The sequence below is a fragment of the Phytohabitans flavus genome (genome assembly GCF_011764545.1).
GTDB lineage: Bacteria > Actinomycetota > Actinomycetes > Mycobacteriales > Micromonosporaceae > Phytohabitans > Phytohabitans flavus.
In genome coordinates this window covers 3,660,780-3,678,485 of sequence record NZ_AP022870.1, presented here as the reverse complement: position 1 = coordinate 3,678,485, position 17,706 = coordinate 3,660,780, and the positions used below count along the sequence as shown (strand labels likewise).

Sequence of the window (17,706 nt, the reverse complement as noted above, 5' to 3'; positions counted from 1 at the left end):
CTGCCCGTCGCACGCCCGGTTTCGCCGGTCGGCCGCGCGCCCCGGGGTGGGCCGCTGTCCGCGGGTTCGCGCGGCTGTTGGTGTCTGGCCTTGCCTTGTCCCACAGCCCGGCGGTTGCCGGCCCGGCTAGTGGCGGCCGTTACGCGCCTGGGCGGACGAGGCCGGTCTCGTAGGCCAGGATGACCGCCTGCACGCGATCGCGCAGGTCGAGCTTGGCCAGGATCCGCTTCACATGGGTCTTCACCGTCGACTCCTCGACGATCAGCGATCGGGCGATCTCCGCATTGGACAGTCCGCGCGCGACAAGCTCCAACACGTCGCGCTCGCGCGGCGTCAGGTCACGCAGCCGCCGGCCGGCCGCCGGGTCCGGCTGCGGCTGGCGCGCCATGCGGTCGATAACCGTCCGGGTTACCGACGGCGACAGCAGCGACTCGCCACCCGCGATCGTGTGGATCGCCTCGATGAGCTGCTCGGGCCGGGTGCGCTTGAGCAGGAATCCGGACGCACCCGCACTCAACGCCCCGAACACGTAGTCGTCGTCCTCGAACGTCGTCAGCATCAGGATCCGCGTACCCGGCGCCGCGCCGACAAGCTCCCGCGTGGCGGCGATGCCGTCGAGGCGCGGCATGCGCACATCCATCAGCACGACGTCGGGGGAGAGCCGCCGGGCCCCGTCGACCGCCGCCCGCCCATCCGCCGCCTCACCGACGACGTCGATCGACTCGTCGCTGGAGAGAACCGCCCGCAGCCCGGCCCGCATGAGGTCGTCGTCATCCACGACCAGCACCCGAATCAACGCGCGCCCCCCGCCCATCGCCTTCGCCGCTCCCGGCGTGCGCGCCCAGCCGACACTGCGGCCGTCTCCGACACCTGCTGCCCGTGCTGGCGCGCGGTCATGCGGGCTGGCCGTGTGGCAGGTGTGCGTGCAGCCGGAAGACGCCGTGCTCGGCCACCGCGTCCAGCGTTCCGCCGAGCAGGGTGGCCCGCTCGCGCATGCCCACGATCCCGTGCCCGCCGCCGGCGGAGGCCGCGGTCGCGGTCGGGTTGGTGACGGTGATCTCCACGGCGTCCGCCGCGAACCGCACCGCCACGTCCGCACTGCCACGCCCGTGGCGCGCGGCGTTGGTCAGCGCCTCCTGGAGGATCCGGTATGCCGCCCAGGCCACCCCGTGCGGAAGCGCCCGGCCCGGCGGCGGGATCACGGCGGCGACCGCCAGGCCGCCAGCGCGGTGCCGCTCCACGAGCTCGGCCAGCGCGGAGGGATCGGCGGGCGCGGGTGGGACCGGCTCGTCGTCGCGGAGCGCCCGCACCAGCCGGTCGATCTCGCCGATCGTGCCGCGCGCCACGTCCTCGATCGCGGTGATCGCGCGGCGCGAGCCGTCGGGGTCCCGGCCGTGCAACAGGCGGGCGGCGCCGGCCTGGACCAGGATGACGTTGATCGCGTGGCCGGCCGAGTCGTGCAGCTCGCGGGCGATGCGGGTGCGCTCCTCGGCCACCGCCAGCCGCCGCTCCCGCTCGGCCTCCCGCCCGGCGCGGTGGGCCTGCTCTTCCAGGTCCGCCATCCGCTCGCGGCGCATCCGGGCACGGTCACCGGCCAGGTAAAGCGTCGCGGCGACAAGCGCGACGCCCAACAGCTCGGGCGCGAGGATCGCCCCGACGTCCTCACCGCGCAGCAGGTAGGCCAACCCCAGCAGCGGCGCGAACCCGAGCGCCACCTGTAGCGCCAGCCGGCGGGGCCACGGTCGCGGATCCCCACCGTAAGCCGCGCCGAGCGTGTAGATCGCGATGCCCGGCCCGAGCGGCAGGTCGAGCGGGTAGCCGAACCGGTACAGCACGGCACTCGCCGCGAACGTCACCAGGCACACCACCATCGGGGCCCGCCACCGCACCACGAGCGGCAGCGCGGTCGCCGCGGCCAGGAGCACACCGAAGCCATCAAGGTGGTGCACCCTCGCGTCCGGCGTGCCGAGCCCGTCAGCCGCGAGCACGCCCAGCGTCAGCGCGAACGCGAGCACGGCGAGACCCGCGTCGAGGGCTGTACTGCGGCGGATCACGTTCTGAGAGTAGGTCAGCGAGGCGCCGCAGCGGATCGCCCCGCGGAGGCACGCCCTGTACCCCCACGGGGGTACGAGTGGTTCGCCCCGCGGCGTGATGTGGCGGAGCGCTCGCCGTTCCTAGCGTGGCCGCATGCCCGTTTCCACCCCGTCCCGCCCCACGCGCACGTCCCGCCTGGCCCGCCTCGCCGGCTGGTCCCAGCGCCACCGCTGGTGGGCCCTCGCCCTGTGGGTGCTGACCCTCGCCGCGCTCACAGTCGGCTCGCAGGCGATCGGTAGCGATTACCACAACGACTTCTCGCTGCCCGGCACCGAGTCGCAGCGGGCGATCGACACGCTGCGCGAGCGCGCACCCGTCCGTGCCGGTGACACGGTCCAGATCGTGGTGCAGGACCCCGGCGGCGTGACCGCGGCGGGCACGCGCGAGCGGGTCGAGACAATGCTCGATCGGGTGCGGGCAATGCCGCACGTCGCCGACGTCCAGAGCCCCTATGCCGGGCCGGGTGCCGTGTCGACGGACGGCACCATCGCGTACGCGACGGTCACGCTCGACGGCCAGGCGCAGGACGTGCCGCCTGACGACGTCCGCGCGATCATTGACACCGCACAGGCGGCCGAGGGCGGTGCGCTGCGGGTCGAGCTGGGCGGCGACGCGGTGCGCGGGGCCGAGGTGAGCGAGGGCGGCGCCGCGGAGGGGATCGGCCTGCTCGCCGCGCTGGTGATCCTCGTGCTGTTGTTCGGGTCGCTGCTGGCGGCGAGCCTGCCGATCGTCATCGCGGTATTTGCGGTCGGCAGCTCGATCGGGTTGGTCGTGCTCGCCTCGCACCTGGCGACCATCGCCGAGTTCACCCCGCCGCTGATGATCCTCGTCGGCCTGGGCGTCGGCATCGACTACGCGCTGCTCATCTTCTCCCGCTACCGCGCCGAGCTGATCGCCGGGCTGGGCGGTAGCGCACCGATCGAGCGAGACAGTGGCGCCGAGGGCCACGCCGCCGAGCGAGGCGTGGGCTCGCCGGTCGAGGCGAGCCACGCGGGCGGGCAGGGCGCGCATCGGGCCGCCGCCGCACGCGTTGCCCTGGACACGGCCGGGCGCACGGTCTTTTTCGCCGGCTGCACTGTCATCATCGCGCTGATGGGGCTCGTGGCGCTCGGCCTCGGCTCGCTCCAGGGTGTGGCGGTCGCCGTCGCGGTCACCGTGCTGGTCACCATGGTCGCTTCGTTGACGCTGCTGCCCGCACTGCTCGCGATCTTCGGCCGCCGTATCGAGCGCGGCGTGCGGCGCCGCGCCGGCCGGGCCCGCCGGCCGGAGGGAGAGCGCTGGCGACGGTGGGCGGCCGGGGTGCAGCGCCGCCCCTGGACAGCCGCACTCGTGTCGGTGGCGGCGCTGCTCGCCATCACGGCGCCGGCACTGGGGATCCGCCTCGGTTTCGCCGACGCCGGCAACGACGCGCCGTCGACGACAAGCCGCCAGGCATACGACCTGCTGGCCGAGGGCTTCGGTCCAGGCTTCAACGGCCCGCTTGTCGTGATCGTCGAGGGCAACACCTCAGCGTCGACGTCGGCCGCACAGGCCCTCGACGGCGTACCCGGCGTGGCCGCGACGGTCGCGCCCCCACCCACCGGCGACGTCGCGACGATCATCGTGTTCCCGGCGTCAAAGCCGCAGGACGCGCAGACCCACGACCTCGTGCAGCGGCTGCGCGACGACGTGCTGCCGCCGCTCTCGCGGGAGACAGGCGCGACGTTCCTCGTGGGCGGCAGCGTGGCGGCGGCCGAAGACTTCGCCGACGCGGTCGCCGGCCGCCTCCCGCTCTTCGTCGCGGTGGTGGTCGGTCTCTCCGCGCTGCTGCTGATGGCGGTGTTCCGCTCGCTGCTGATCCCGGTAAAGGCCGCTGTGCTCAACCTGCTCAGCGTCGGTGCCTCGATGGGCGTGATTACGCTGGTCTTCCAGCACGGCCTGCTCGGCGCCCAGCCCGGCCCGATCGAGGCCTACGTGCCCGTCATGATCTTCGCGATCGTGTTCGGCCTTTCGATGGACTACGAGGTCTTCCTGCTCTCCCGCATGCACGAGGAGTGGGAGCGCCGCCACGATGCCCCGGCCGCCATCCGAGAGGGCCTGGCCACGACCGGCCGCGTGGTCACCGCGGCCGCGGCCATCATGGTGGTGGTGTTCGGCGCGTTCCTGCTGAGCCCGGACCGGATGCTCCAGCAGTTCGGCCTCGGCTTGGCCGTGGCGGTCCTCCTCGACGCCGTCGTGATCCGCTGCCTCGTCCTGCCCGCCGTGATGCACCTACTCGGCGCCCGCGCCTGGTGGCTGCCACGCCCGATCGCCCGCGTCCTGCCGCGCCTGGCCATCGAACGCCCGACGCCCGTGCAGGACGACCGCCCGACTCCCGCCGGGCCCGGCCTCGGCAGCGGCGAGGAGGACGATCGCGGGCGGGAGGCGGCAAGGCCGGGACCGCGGGGAGCAGGCCCACAGCAGCGGTGGTGAGCGTGGGGGCGTAGCGGCGAGGAGTAGCACGGCCCCGAGAGACGCACCCCGCGACCGACCGCAAAGCCATGTAGCGAAAGCCCTGCCGATGCGGGGCTGGAGCGGGGAGGCCATAATGGACGGATGCTGAGGTGGGAGTACGCCCTTCTGGTTCGCCGTCGTGAGGCTTCGGGCGCTTCGGATTGGCGCCTGTCGTATACCTGGTACTCGCCGGACGGCACACGGCAGGACGTGTCCGCGCTGGGCGACACCGCGATCTCCCACCTCAACCGGGCCGGCGCCCGCGGCTGGGAGCTGGTGTCGACCGAGGAGGACGTCAACAACCTCGAAGGCACCACGGAGGTCCACCGCTACTACCTCAAGCGCCCCATTCCCGAATAATGAGTCCTGACCAGCAGGTCTACCGCTCAGCGCACACAGTGCCGCATGGCCTAGTCGTGTGGACGGTGCGTCCGTAGGACGCTGTACCATTCGGTCGGACTTCCGGTAGCGCACCTGGAGGAGGCCGTGTGTCCGAGGATGCAGCGACCGGAGGGAAGTCTGATGATGCCCTGGCCGGAAGCACGCATGAGGATAGCGAGGCCGGTAGCGTCGCCGACCCTGGTCCGATCGAGGTCGACGATGTGATGAAGGGTTTCGTTTTTCCAGCTCCAGACCCCTTGGCGGGGGTGGGTGACGATCGGGGTGTGGCGGGTGGTCCGCCCGATGCTCGGGAGCGCTGAGCGTTGGCTGAGGGCGGCGCCGGTTCGGCGTACGCCGGGCTGATTTCCGATCAGCTGGCGGAGGAACGAAGCCGCAAGGCGTCGCTGGAGGCGCGCGGCGTGTCCGTGATCACGACCTCCGGTGTGCTGGTCACCGTGCTTTTCGCATTGTCGGCGGGGCTCCGGTCGGTCGGTGACGCTCGGTTGCCGGGTGTCGCCCGGGTGACGCTGCTACTCGCGCTCGTCACGTTCGTGCTGGCTGCGCTGTTCGGGTTGGCGACGAATCTGCCGTTGCGGTACAAGGAGCCCACGCCCGAAGGGCTCGCGCAGCTGGTCGACAGGGAGTATTGGGCGGCGCCCGCGGTTATCGGTGAGTTGCGCGTGGCGGAGTCCAAGGTCCGCGTGTTGGCGGCTGCGCGGGCCGCCAACCGTATCAAGGTCACGCTGCTGCTGGTTGGTGCCTTTCTTGAACTGCTGGCCGTAGCGTTTCTCGCAGTTGCCGTTGCGAATGTCCTCTACGCCGCTTGACCTTCGGGTTCGATTCGAATCACCATCCGAAGTGGACGTACGGGGCCCAAGTGCTCGGCCGAGCTGCGTAGGTTTCGCTGTCGCGTAGCTCGCGGACGGCGTCGTGCAGGGCGTATGCCGAGCGGTCGGCCGAGACCTCGCTGTGGGCGAACAGGGCGGCGTAGAAGGTCTTGGCGATCGCGGCCGACGGCATGTCCCATACCGACCAGAGCGTCCCGACGGTGTGGCGCCATCCGGTGTACTGCAGCGCCGCCGCCACGGTGATGGCCTCGTCAGGTTGGGTGACGCCGACCGTCGCGGTTTTACACGCGGAAAGGAATGCCAGCTCGCCACCGGTCTGCCGAGGGCCGGTCAGGTCGATCGTACTTATCAGGCCGCTCGTCATGACGTCGTACGGGACGAGGCCGCCCTTGGCTGGGTCGGCGAGATCCTGCGTGCCGTGGCAGCTCGCGTGCAGCCAGCGGTGTCGGTCAAGCTGTTCGAGCACCGCCGTGCGAGTAGCCTGCTCGCCGTCGAGGATGGTCCGTGCCTCCGGCCGGAAGTACCGGCGGATCGTGGCGATGTCCTCAGCGGGGCTCAGCAGCCCGCTCCCGGGCGGTTGCGCCCCGCCGGCGACCTCCGGCACCGCGACTACGAGGATCTTCGGTTCTTTCGAGGCGGCTCGTGCGGCGGAGGGACCGAAGGCGCGCAGCGTAGGGACGTAGGACGAGACGACCCTGTCGTAGACTGATTGGTGGTCGGCGGTGGGGTGCCCGGACGCATGCAGGGGGAGCAGGGCGAGCGCGCCAGTGGGGCACCACCAAAGCCGGGGCCAGGACGCCTGCGGCGCTGCTACGTGCCCGGCTGCGGCGAGGACGGGTGAACAGATGTGATCCCACAGCCAGGACAGGGTGTCGCTGATCGATTGCTCCATGGCCGGCCGGGCGGCTGGGTCGCTGCGCCGTTCAAAGCTGCGCAGGGCCCCTAGGTATCGGCCAGCCACGTCGGTGATCGCTTCGTCGGTGATGCCGCCGAGCGGCACTACGGTGATGCCCTCGGGGCTGACGAGTAGCGCGTCGCAACGCCACTGGCTGATGTTGATGACCGCGACCTGGCCGGGCGGGAGCTCGGCGGCGATGTGCCGGTACGACAAGGGCCGCAGAAACGCCTCTGGGTGCGGCAGGTCGTCGGTCGGTGGCAGGGCGCGAACCTGGTCGACAAGGTCGTCGAAGCGTTGTGCGGCAGCCATCCGGGCGTCTGCCGCGTGGAGATCTTCGCCGGGCGGCCCGGGTTGTTCGAGCACGGCGAGGCAATCGGCCAGCGCGTCGGCTAGCGCGCCGGCCCGCGCCTGGATGGCGGTGAGGTCGGTGCGCAGGTCGAGCAGTTGTGACCAGTACAGGGCGCGGCCTTGTTCGAGCAGTTCGACGGCGAGTTCGTTCCGCCCGGCGGCGATCGCGCAGGCGGCGGCGTCGCGGGCCAGCGTCGCTGCGTGGGTACGCAGCATCTGCTGCTGATCGAGCATGGCGACGCCGCGGAAGGCGAGCCGAGGCAGTAGCGCGACGGCCTCGGCGTAGGCGTCGACTGCCTGGCTCGGCCCCAGCCAGCGGGCTCTCGTCTCGGCCGCTTCGCGAGCCGCGGTCAGCCGGTGCAGCGGTGTGGCGGCTTCGAGACGAGCCGCGCGTGTCCATAGCGAGAGCGCTTCCTGCAGATCCTCATCGCTGCGGTGCCGCTCGAAGCGCGTCCGTAGCGCGGTGGCCAGGTTCGCCTGCACCACCGCGATCGCTGGATGGTCGCCGGCGAGCAATGAAAGCGCCTCGCGGCCGGCCGAGACTGCCTCCTCCAGTTCGGCCTCGTCGGTCTCGGCCGGCCGCGCCTGGGCCTGCGCCACCAACACGCCAACAAGGTTGCCGAGGGCGATCGCGCGCGAGGGGCTCTCCTCCGGCCGGGCGGCGACGGCGTCGCGCGCGAAGCGGACCGCGGCAACGGCCGTGTCGGCGTCGGGCTCCTTCGCCGTCCCCAGTTGCCCGGCCAGCACGACACTGAGGTTCGACGCCACAGTGGCCCGCAGCCGGCTCTCCGGCGGCAACTGCGTGACGGCCCGTTCGAGGAGCCGCACCGTTTCCGCCAGGTCGTCGCGGATACCGTCGTACTCGAACCGGCTCTGCAACACACTGCCCAGGTTCGACAGGAGCATCAGCCGATCTGGGTGGTCGCTCGGGGTGACCTGCACCGCGGTCCGCGTGTGCGCGGTCGCCTCAACCAGATCGGCCCGCCGCCCCGTGTAGTGAAACTGCGTGAGGAGCGCGATCCCGAGGTTCGAAAGTGTCAGCGCATGATCTGGATTGGTGGTGGGGCGGCCCTGCATGGCGCTGCGCATCGCGGCGACCGCCTCGTCCAAGTCGATCCGCCGCCCAGTGCGCCGCAGCCGGGTGAGCAGCAGGATGCCGAGATTGGACCGCCGGCGGCCGAGATCGACGTGGGATTCGACCGTGTTCGCCACCGCGTCACGGCTAACCGTCACCGCCTCGTCGAGGTACCCGTCCTGGCCGGTCTCCTCGAACAGCAGCCGCAGGCTCTGGCCCAGGCTTGACTGGTACGCCGCCCGCTCTGGCTGACTAGCCGCGACCTCTATCGCACGCTGGCCCATCCGGGCGGCCTCGAGCAGAATCTGCTGATCGCCCCACTGCTCGAAGTGCGACCGGAGGCTGTTGGCGAGATTCGAAAGGCGTATCGCGAGTCGCGGGTCATCCGCCTCGGTCTCATCGACGACGGTCCGAAGCAGGGCGATCGCTTCCTCCAAGGCTCCCGCGTCGCTTCGATGCTGGAAGCAGGCAAGCAGGGCGGTGCCGAGGTTGGCCCGAGCCGGCAGCATTGACGGGTCCGCATCAGTCGACCCGTTGACGGCCGCGCGCAGCAGCTCGATCGCCCCATCCAAATCGGCGGGATCGCCGCGGTGCTCGAACGCGGCGAGCCGAGCCTGACCGAGGTTGGCCTGTGCGCCACGACGGGCCGCCGGAGCCGATCGGCTGGACTCGACGGCGTCGGTGCCGACACGGACGGCCGCAGCCAGGTCCTCCTCGGCACCGGTCCGCAGGAAGCGCAGGCGCAAGGCGAAGCACAAGGCGACCAGCAGCGCCGCACGATCGGCGTAGCCGACCGGCGCTGCCACCGCGCAGGCCTCCATCAGGTCAATGGCCATAGTGAGCGTCTCGTCATCGGTGTACTCAGCCCGCGCCGCCAGCGCGACGGCCAGACGCGCCTTGCGGCCAACGTCGTCGGCCGTCACGTCAGGCAGGGCCAGGATCCGCAGGACCGGCTCCGGCACCGAGGCCGGATCCTCCTCGGCAGCGTCGGCGAGCATCTGGACGGCGTGGGCGAGTTCTTCCTGGGCCTCGGCGCCCGGCGGAAGCGCGAGGTGTCGCCGCCAATGGACGTCACCGACCACGCGCGCCACATGCGCCGGTGGGACGCCGTCGTGATCTAGAAGCACCCCGAGCATCAGTTCGGTCAGTTCCTGCATGACGGCCGGTTGTAGCACCGCCTCACGGTCACCGGCGTCAAATGCCGTGATCCGCCGACTGAGCGCGGCCACCACCGCGGCGAGCGAATCCCCGGCCGGCCGAGCAAGCGGCTCGTCGGACCGCAGGCGTAGAAGCTCCTCCAGATCGCCGTGGCGCGGCGCGAACTGGAGCCGAGCCTGAAGCAACGCCCGCAGGTGGTCCCGAGTCACGGCCCAGCCCGGCTCGCCGGGCGACAGCAGCTCCAAGCCCGAGCGTGCCGCACGCACCGCTTCGTCCAGGTCGGCGGTGCTGCCAGTGTCCTTGAAACGTCGGCCGTAGGCGTATGCGAGGTTGTGGAGCAACGCCGGCCGCATTGGGTGCTCTGACGGTACGGCGCCTGCCACGTCGGCCAGGAAGGCGACGGCCCGGGCCAGGTCGTCGTCCGCGTCCGCGGTGACGACCTGCGCGAGGTAGAGCGTGGCTAGTAGCGCCAGGTAGTTGAAGTCCTGCTGCTGATCCGCGAGCTCGTCCTTGGCACGGATGAGCAGCGCCGCCGCGTAACGAAACTCCTCGTCGGTGGCGTCGGCCTTCAGCCCCTTCGCCCGGCACCAGTGCAGCGAACCGGCAGTCCTCATTGCCGGAAACGGAATGCCGGACGTGACGGCACCGACCGCGCGTAAAAGATCGATCAGCTCGCCGAGCGCCGCCCGATCTGTGACTGGGCCTGGATCCCCGGCATCAAACGCCTCGAATCGCCTGTTCAGCGACGCCACCACATTCGGATCCGGCACAGTGAGATACCTCTGGGGCATTGGGCGACTGGGTAGGTCGCGCGGGCATGGATGCCGAGCAGGTTGCCGTCCCGGGGTCTCCGGACCCTTCAATCCAGGCCGGAGTTCAAGCCGGGCGCAGGCGGCGGCCGGGCGTTGCGGAAACGAGGTACCGCTACATTGGACGATCGCGCTCGGACTCCGCTACGTCGTTGACCTGTACCCGACACTTCACGCCGGCTGCCTGAGCGCGCCGATCAGTCCATGTGAGGATGTCCTTCCGCGATACAGGCGGTGGTGATTGCGCCTACGCTGGGCGGGGTGACGATCAGGACCGGCGGGTTTCGGTTCGGCCCGGACAACGGGCGCATGCTGCTGCGCACCGGCCGTAAGGGTGTCGGTTCGACCGTCGGCCACGACCTCACCATCGAGGTGACCGACTGGTCGGTGCGGGTGGACGTTCCCGAGTCCGGGCCGGCGGATGCCACGGCGACGGCTCGGATCACGTTGGGATCGTTGGTCGTTCGGGCGGGTAGCGGTGGTGCCCGGCCGCTGACGGACAACGACCGGGGCGAGATCGTCAACAACGCCCGGCGGACGCTGGACGTCGATCGGCACCCGACGGCGACCTTCGAGTCCACCCGCGTCGTCGCCGGCGATGACCGCGCGACCATCAGCGGAACGCTTACCGTGCGCGGGATCGCCGCCGCCATCGACGTCGACGTGCGTGCGGTGTCGCCCGACCGGTACCGGGCCACGACGGTGGTGACCCAGTCGAAGTACGGGATCAAGCCGTACTCGGCCTTCCTCGGCGCCCTCAAGGTCCGCGACGACGTCGAAGTGGAGATCGAGGTCCAACTAGGAGCTTGATACAGCCCGAGCCGGCAGACGGCCCGTGCGACGGCGGCGGCCCGTGCGACGGCGGCGGCCCGTGCGACGGCGGCGGCCCGTGCGACGGCGGCGGCCCGTGCGACGGCGGCGGCCCGTGCGACGGCGGCGGCCCGTGCGACGGCGGCGGCCCGTGCGACGGCGGCGGCCCGTGCGACGGCGGCGGCCCGTGCGACGGCGGCGGCCCGTGCGACGCGGTCTGAGATGCGGAAACTCCAACTGTTGACTGTGCTGGGCGGCACGTGCTTAGGTGTGCAACTAGTTACGTGAAACTAGTTACATCATCGCCCCTCAAAGGATGATCAACATGAGGAAGCCACTCCCCGTCGTGCTCATGTTCGGACTTCTTGCCATCGCCGTCACCGCCTGTACGTCGACGAGCACCGGCGACGGTGCGGGCGATGTCCTCTTGGTCGAGGGCTACGGCGCCGAGTACCAGGAACTGTTCGAGGAGACCATCGCGAAGCCGTTCACGGAGAAGACCGGCATCCAGATCCAGTACACCGCCGGTGGGTCCGCATCGGAGCAGTACGCGGCCATCCGGGCGTCCAAGGGCAACCCGGGCTTCGACGTCGCGGTCATGACGAGTCTGGAGCTCTACCAGGGCAGCATCGACAAGCTCCTGGCCGAAGTGACGCCGGAGCAGGTGCCGGAGCTGGCGAAGATGCCCCAGAAGCTGCGCGACCACACGTACGGAGCGGGGGCCATCCAGGAAGTCCAGCAGGTCGTGCTGATGTACCACAAGAATGCATTTCCGCAGCCGCCGACCAGCTGGAACGTCATGTGGGAGCCGGCCTACCGGTCCGGCACGTTGGTCTTCAATCCGGCGAATGTCCTGGGCGTCTACGCGATGCTCAACGCCGCGGAACTCGACGGCGGTGGGATCGACGATACGGCACCGGGTTTCTCGCGGATAGCCGAGCTGGCGGAACATGCGTTGGCCACGCCGCAGGCTTCGGCTGAAGCGGTGCCGTTCATGCAGAAGGGGACCGCGACCGCGTTTCCCTACTTCGACGGCCGAGCGGCGATCTACGCACAGACCACGGAATACGACTACACGGTCCCCAAGGAAGGCACTTACGCACTGCTGGGCGCACTGGGAATTCCGGCCGGCGCTGCCCACAAGGAGGCCGCCTACAAATTCGTCGACTACTGGCTCTCCGCGGAGGTCCAGCAGCGTTGGGCTTTGGCGTACAACGTAGGGCCAGCGATCACCGGCCTAAACTTCCCGGCTGATTTCGCCGCCAAGCACATCACGACGCCGGAGCAGCTCGAAAAGACCAAGATCGCCGACGCGGCGAAGGTCATGAAGAACCGGACCACGTGGGGACAACAGTGGGCGGAGGCCGTCCGGTGACGGTGTCCGTGGCTCGTCCGCCGACCCGAAAACCCGCGCGAACCGCGCCAGCCACCACGCAGGCTCCACGGTCCTCGTTTCCGTGGCTCGCCCTGCCCGCGACGGTCTGGGTGCTGGCGACCTTCGCAATCCCGACGGCGATCCTCCTGGCCAGCAGCGTCCTCACCTACGACGGCGCGGAGCTCACCGGCCCGCTCACCGGCGCCAACTACGCCGACCTGTTTCGCAACAGCTACTTCCGGTCCGTCCTCTGGGACACGGTCTGGATGTCGGCGACCGTCGGGGGAGCATGCATGACGGCCGGACTGCTCGTTGCGCATTTCCTGGTCCGGTCGAGGTCCCGGCTACGGACGCTCGTCCTGCTCATCGTCATCTCGCCACTCGTCTCCAGCGTCGTCGTCCGGACCTACGGCTGGCTGGTCCTGCTCCAGGACGACGGCCTGGTCAACAAGGTCCTGCTCACGGCCGGGCTGATCGACTCGCCGTTACCTCTTGTCGGTTCCCGGTTCGCGGTGATCCTCGGTCTCGTACACGTCCTGCTGCCCTACGCGGTGTTCACCGCCATGTCGAGCCTGCAAAGCGTCGACCCCAGCCTGGAGCTGGCCTCCCGTGACCTGGGCGCCGGTCCGGTCACGACGTTCTTCCGGATCACCCTGCCGCTGATCCGTCCGGGCCTGATCGCCGGGTTCACCCTGACCTTCGCGATAAGTCTCGGCGCCTACGCGTCGGCCGCAGTGCTCGGCGGTGGCCGGGTGCAGACCCTCGCCACGCTGGTGCGCGACCGGATGGTGGTCAGCCTCGAGTGGGGCCAGGCGGCCGCGATCTCCGTGGTCATTCTCGTGATCGGCGCGGTGACCGTTTCCGCGCTACTGCTGGCCGGTCGCCGGTCCCAGGCGGGGGTCGGATGAACAGCCGGGTGCTTCGTGCCGTGCGTACCACGCTGCTTGTCCTGACCCTCGGTTTTATCGCCGTGCCGATGCTCATGGTGGGCTGGACGTCGATCCAGCCCGACACCTACCCGGCTTTCCCGCCCAGTGGCCTGTCGCTGCGCTGGTGGGGTGCGGCGTTGACCCGCGAGTGGTTGCTTCCGATGGCCCTGTCGGCGCAGGTGGCACTGGCATCCGCGGCGTGTGCGCTGTTGTTCGGCTCGGCCGCGGCCTACACGCTGGCCAGGGGGACCGGTCGGGGCAGGAGAGCCTTCGAGGCGTTTCTCGCCGCTCCGCTGTTGCTGCCCGAAATAGTGATCAGCCTCTCCGTAGTCCAACTCGTATCGATGCTCGACGCGCGGCGGCTGATCGGCCCGACATTGCTCGTGGCGACTCACGTGCTGATCGGAATCCCTTTCGTACTGCGGACGGTCGGGGTCAGCCTGCTCGGTATCAACCCGGTCTGGGAACGGGCCGCCCGAGACCTCGGTGCCTCGGCCTGGTGGGCCTTCCGCACGGTGACGCTGCCGCTGATGCGGTCCGGGATGTTCGCCGGAGCGCTGTTCGCCTTCATCGTGTCGTTCAACAATGTCGAGCTATCCCTTTTCCTGACCGCCCGCGATTCGAGCACCCTACCCATTCGGCTGCTCCAATACATGGAGTACGAGTATTCCCCCACCCTGGCTTGTGTGGCGGTGACCAGCGTCGTCGGCATCTGCGTGATCGCGGGGGTGGCCTCCCGGTTCGCGCGCCTGACCGATTTCATCCACGGAGAATCCAAATGACCGCACACATGAGAACCAGCGCCGAACCGGCGGCTCGCGCGTCCGGGGCGAGGACCTCCGGCGGCTTCGGTGTCGTACTGCGGGGCATCCGCAAGCAGTTCGGCACCTCGGTGGCAGTCGACGATCTGGACCTCGACGTCCGTCCGGGCGAGTTTCTGACCCTGCTGGGCCCGTCGGGTTGTGGCAAGACGACGACGCTGAACATGATCGCTGGATTCCTCACCCCCAACCAGGGGCAGATCCTGCTCGACGGGCAGGACGTCAGCCGCCAGCCGCCGGACCGGCGCGATACCGCGATGGTCTTCCAGCAGTACGCGCTCTTTCCGCATCTGACCGTCGGGCAGAACGTGGGCTACGGGCTCAGGATGCGCAAGCGCCGTCCGGCGGAGATCCGGGTGCTTGTCGCGGACGCCCTGGAGCGGGTCGGCCTGGTCGGTCGCGAGGGGCACCGGCCCGGTCAGCTCTCCGGGGGTCAGCAGCAGCGCGTCGCCTTGGCGAGGGCGATCGTCGTGCGGCCGAAGGTCCTGCTCTTCGACGAGCCACTGTCCAACTTGGACCTGAAGCTGCGCGAACAGCTCCGCTTGGAGATCAAGCACCTGCAACGCGAACTCGGTATCACGTCGATCTTCGTCACGCACGACCAGACCGAGGCGCTGGTGATGAGCGACCGGATCGCCGTGATGCGTGAAGGCCGCATCGAGCAGCTCGGCTCACCGGACGAGATCTACCACGACCCGGCGAACTCGTTCGTGGCCGGGTTCGTGGGCCAGTCCAATCTGATCACCGGCACGTGTACGGGATCCGGCCCCGAGGCGGGTGAGTGCACCGTACGGCTGCCTGGTGCGCACATGCTGCCGGCGCGGCTGGTGGGGACGGCGCGGCCCGAATCCGGGGCGCCGGTCCAGATCCTGCTGCGACCGGAGGCGCTCCGCCTCGCCACCACCTCCACCGACCCGACTGTCCCGGCCGGCCTGACGATCGACGGCCAGGTGACCGAGGTCATCAACGAGGGCAGTGTCGCGACTGTGGTGGTGCGGGTCACGGACGCGCTGCGGCTGCGCGTGGCCGTACCCGACCCGGGCGGCCGTGGCCTTCCGTCCCCTGGCGACGCGGCATCCGTCGTGATCCCGCCGGGAGTCGCCCGGGCACTGCCGAACTGAGCCACTGCCCGCCAACTGTCCACCGAGAGAAACGGAATTCAGATCAACATGGTTGAGCACGTAGTCGTCATCGGCGCCGGCGTCTATGGCGCGGCGGTCACCGCCTCGCTGACGCGCCGAGGCGCCCGCGTCACCGTCGTCGACGCCGCGGCGCCGGCCGGCGGCACCTCGGGTGCGACGTTCTCCTGGACGAACTCCTGCGGAAAGCAGCCCCGGCCGTACCACGACCTGAGCGTCGCGAGCATGGCGGCACACCGGGCGCTGGCGGCGCAGGTACCGCACAGCGACTGGTACCACGAGGGCGGCAACCTGGAGTGGGCCGACGACGAGGCCGGGCGCGCGAGACTGCGGAAGAAGGTCGAGGGCGTCCTCGACTACGGATACGAGGCGCGCTGGCTCACCCGGGCGGAGGCGCTGTCTCTCGAACCGGACATGAACCCCGCCGAGCTGCCTGACGAGGAGATCGCCTACTTCCCGCAGGAGGGCTGGATCGAGCCGACCCGGCTGATCGGCCACCTGCTTTCCACCTCGGTGCGCGGTGGCGCCGAACTCGTGCGGGACGACGCCGTCACCGAGCTGGAGGTGACCGACCGCCTGGTCCGCGCCGTCCGGCTCGCCTCGGGGCGCAGGATCGCCGCGGATGCGGTCGTCAACTGCGCGGGGCCGCGGGCCGACCGGATCACCGACCTGGCCGGGCTGGTGCTGCCGATGCGCAACACCCGGGGCGTGCTCATCTACACGTCGCCGGCAGCTGTCTCGGTGTCCCGCGTCATCCACGCACCCGGTGTCCATTTGCGTCCGGACGGCGGCGGCCGGCTCCTGCTGCACACCCACGAGATCGACAGTGCGGCGCATCTCGACGACAGCGGCGAGATCAGCGTCGAACAGGCCGCGGTCGACAAGGTGATCGAGGCGGGCCGGGCGTTGTACCCGGGGATGCGGGCGGTGACCGTGGAGAGCGTCCGGGTCGGTGAACGCCCCATCCCCGGCGACGGCCTCCCGGTGCTGGGTCGAGCGGTCGACCTGCCCAACTTCCACTTCGCCGTTTCGCACAGCGGCGCGACCTTGAGCGTGCACGCGGGCGACCTGGTCGCCGCGGAGGTGCTCGGCGAGGACCGGGACGCCGCGCTGGCGCCGTTCCGGTTCGAGCGTTTCTGACCCTGTGCAAAACGAAAGGGCGAGAGGGAGGAAGAGACTGTGGGCACAACCGTCCTGCATGCCTGCGACCTGATCGACGGCCAGGGTACGGATCAGCGGCGCGGGGTCGACATCGTCATCGGAGGCGACAGCGTCCGCGAGATCGTTCCCTCGCGGCCGGCGGCGACCTACGAGGCGGTGGACGAGATCGTCGACAGCGCCGGGATGCTGGTGCTGCCCGGCCTGATCAACAACCACACCCACGGCACCGCGTACGGGCCACTGTTTCCGAGCGGCCACGAGCGACTGACGCACGAACAGGTCCGAGCCAACCTCGACCGCCACCTCCTCGAAGGGACGACGACGGTTCTCTGCGTGGACGGCTTCGTCACCGCCGAGGAGCTCGCGAGCACCGACGAGGCACACCCGGTCAACATCCGGCTCGCTTCGTGCAACACTCCGGCCTGCCTGGAGGCGGCCACTGTCGCCGACGGCGGTGGTCTCACCGAAGCGAACCGCCGCTTCAGCGCGGGACAGGCGGTTGCCGCCGGCGCGGTCGCGCTCGGCGAGATCGGGGCGGGACACACCCTCGGCGGCGGCGGGGCGAGCTACATGTACATCCCGGCCGAGGTTCGCCGGCGTACGGGGGTGACGATCACTCCCCGCCAGGCGAACCAGCTGAAGGTCGCCGTGCTGGGTCGGCACATCTCGGCATCGGCGTTCGACGGGGACGCGGTCGAGGAGGCCCTGGCGGCCGCGGAGCTGATCGGCAAACTGTCGGTGGAGGACGTCCGGGAGATCGTCTCGGGTATCGTGCTGCCGGCCTTCGACATCGCATTGCGCGGGCTCACCGAGGCGGCTGACCAAGCCCGAAAGCAGGGCGTACCGGTGCTGGTGCACAACGCGGCGGCGTCGATGACCCAGGTCGCCTCGATCGCCACGACCGACGTTAGATTGATCGCGGGGCATTCCAACCATTCGAGCTTCGAACTGCGCGAGGCCGTCGAGCACGCCGAGCGACTCAAGGAAATGGGGGCGATAGTGGACGTCTCCACTCTGGACACATTCGGCGCCCAGCGGCTCACGCCCAGTCCGGACCTGCTCTACGCCATGTTCGCCGCGGGAGTGGTGGATACCATTTCGACCGATTACGCGGGCGGCCACCACGACCCGATCCTGCTGGCGGTCGACCGTTCCACCAAGGCGGGCGTGGTGGGTCTTTCCGAGGCGGTCGCCATGGCCACCGCCAACGTCGCGGATGCGATCCCGGGCCTGGCGCCCCGGCGTGGCCGTATCGTTCCCGGCGCGATCGCCGACCTGATGGTGACCGACCCCGCGGAGCTGACCCGGGTGGGCATCGTCATGATCGGCGGCGAGATCGTGGTCCGCGACGGTCGACGCGTCACCGGCTGACCGGCATTAGGTAGGAG

Annotated in this window: 14 protein-coding genes; 11 read left to right on the top strand and 3 right to left on the bottom strand. The window is 70.2% G+C overall.

Annotated elements, in window-relative coordinates:
* Window positions 1-139: 139 nt before the first annotated feature.
* A complete protein-coding gene (locus Pflav_RS15975; RefSeq protein ID WP_173036883.1) occupies window positions 140-814 on the bottom strand; it encodes a response regulator in 675 nt (224 codons plus the stop codon).
* A gap of 79 nt (window positions 815-893) precedes the next feature.
* A complete protein-coding gene (locus Pflav_RS15970) occupies window positions 894-2,054 on the bottom strand; it encodes a sensor histidine kinase (protein ID WP_173036882.1) in 1,161 nt (386 codons plus the stop codon).
* A 133-nt stretch (window positions 2,055-2,187) separates the two neighbouring features.
* Between Pflav_RS15970 and Pflav_RS15965 the strand changes: the two genes are divergently transcribed.
* From Pflav_RS15965 to Pflav_RS15955, 3 genes are all read left to right on the top strand, one after another.
* Window positions 2,188-4,545: an MMPL family transporter gene (locus Pflav_RS15965; RefSeq protein WP_173036881.1), complete on the top strand. Its 2,358-nt coding sequence runs from the start codon at window positions 2,188-2,190 to the stop codon at window positions 4,543-4,545.
* Window positions 4,546-4,668: 123 nt separating this feature from the next.
* Window positions 4,669-4,926, top strand: coding sequence for a hypothetical protein (locus tag Pflav_RS15960; protein ID WP_173036880.1), 258 nt, complete (start codon window positions 4,669-4,671; stop codon window positions 4,924-4,926).
* A 344-nt stretch (window positions 4,927-5,270) separates the two neighbouring features.
* Window positions 5,271-5,774, top strand: coding sequence for a hypothetical protein (locus Pflav_RS15955; protein WP_173036879.1), 504 nt, complete (start codon window positions 5,271-5,273; stop codon window positions 5,772-5,774).
* Window positions 5,775-5,793: 19 nt separating this feature from the next.
* Here the strand turns inward: Pflav_RS15955 and Pflav_RS15950 are convergent, their stop codons facing one another.
* Complete coding sequence (locus tag Pflav_RS15950; protein WP_173036878.1) at window positions 5,794-9,348, bottom strand: CHAT domain-containing protein; 3,555 nt, start codon at window positions 9,346-9,348, stop codon at window positions 5,794-5,796.
* A gap of 996 nt (window positions 9,349-10,344) precedes the next feature.
* Here Pflav_RS15950 and Pflav_RS15945 point away from each other — a divergent pair.
* From Pflav_RS15945 to Pflav_RS15910, 8 genes are all read left to right on the top strand, one after another.
* Window positions 10,345-10,893 (top strand): YceI family protein, encoded by a 549-nt coding sequence (locus tag Pflav_RS15945; protein ID WP_173036877.1) that lies wholly within the window; start codon window positions 10,345-10,347, stop codon window positions 10,891-10,893.
* Window positions 10,890-11,114 carry a hypothetical protein gene (locus Pflav_RS15940; RefSeq protein WP_173032632.1) on the top strand — a complete coding sequence of 75 codons (225 nt, stop codon included), beginning with the start codon at window positions 10,890-10,892 and terminating at the stop codon, window positions 11,112-11,114. Before Pflav_RS15945 ends, Pflav_RS15940 begins: the two co-directional genes overlap by 4 nt.
* Window positions 11,115-11,209: 95 nt before the next feature.
* Window positions 11,210-12,268 carry an extracellular solute-binding protein gene (locus Pflav_RS15935; protein ID WP_232071473.1) on the top strand — a complete coding sequence of 353 codons (1,059 nt, stop codon included), beginning with the start codon at window positions 11,210-11,212 and terminating at the stop codon, window positions 12,266-12,268.
* Window positions 12,269-12,378: 110 nt separating this feature from the next.
* Complete coding sequence (locus Pflav_RS15930) at window positions 12,379-13,176, top strand: ABC transporter permease (RefSeq protein ID WP_173036875.1); 798 nt, start codon at window positions 12,379-12,381, stop codon at window positions 13,174-13,176.
* A gap of 20 nt (window positions 13,177-13,196) precedes the next feature.
* Entirely contained in the window at window positions 13,197-13,979 is a 783-nt protein-coding gene (locus Pflav_RS15925; RefSeq protein ID WP_173036874.1) for an ABC transporter permease, read from the top strand.
* Window positions 13,976-15,139, top strand: coding sequence for an ABC transporter ATP-binding protein (locus Pflav_RS15920; protein ID WP_173036873.1), 1,164 nt, complete (start codon window positions 13,976-13,978; stop codon window positions 15,137-15,139). The genes Pflav_RS15925 and Pflav_RS15920 overlap by 4 nt, the downstream gene beginning before the upstream one ends.
* 48 nt (window positions 15,140-15,187) lie before the next feature.
* Window positions 15,188-16,297, top strand: a complete 1,110-nt coding sequence (locus Pflav_RS15915; RefSeq protein ID WP_173036872.1) for an NAD(P)/FAD-dependent oxidoreductase — start codon at window positions 15,188-15,190, stop codon at window positions 16,295-16,297.
* Window positions 16,298-16,336: 39 nt separating this feature from the next.
* Window positions 16,337-17,689, top strand: coding sequence for an amidohydrolase family protein (locus Pflav_RS15910; RefSeq protein WP_173036871.1), 1,353 nt, complete (start codon window positions 16,337-16,339; stop codon window positions 17,687-17,689).
* The last annotated feature ends 17 nt before the right edge of the window (window positions 17,690-17,706 follow it).

Excerpts from the sequence above, each read along its gene's own strand:
- Pflav_RS15975 (WP_173036883.1), bottom strand. The coding sequence starts at position 814 with ATGGGCGGGGGGCGCGCGTTGATTCGGGTGCTGGTCGTGGATGACGAC.
- Pflav_RS15965 (WP_173036881.1), top strand. The coding sequence starts at position 2,188 with ATGCCCGTTTCCACCCCGTCCCGCCCCACGCGCACGTCCCGCCTGGCC.
- Pflav_RS15960 (WP_173036880.1), top strand. The coding sequence starts at position 4,669 with ATGCTGAGGTGGGAGTACGCCCTTCTGGTTCGCCGTCGTGAGGCTTCG.
- Pflav_RS15935 (WP_232071473.1), top strand. The coding sequence starts at position 11,210 with ATGATCAACATGAGGAAGCCACTCCCCGTCGTGCTCATGTTCGGACTT.
- Pflav_RS15920 (WP_173036873.1), top strand. The coding sequence starts at position 13,976 with ATGACCGCACACATGAGAACCAGCGCCGAACCGGCGGCTCGCGCGTCC.
- Pflav_RS15915 (WP_173036872.1), top strand. The coding sequence starts at position 15,188 with ATGGTTGAGCACGTAGTCGTCATCGGCGCCGGCGTCTATGGCGCGGCG.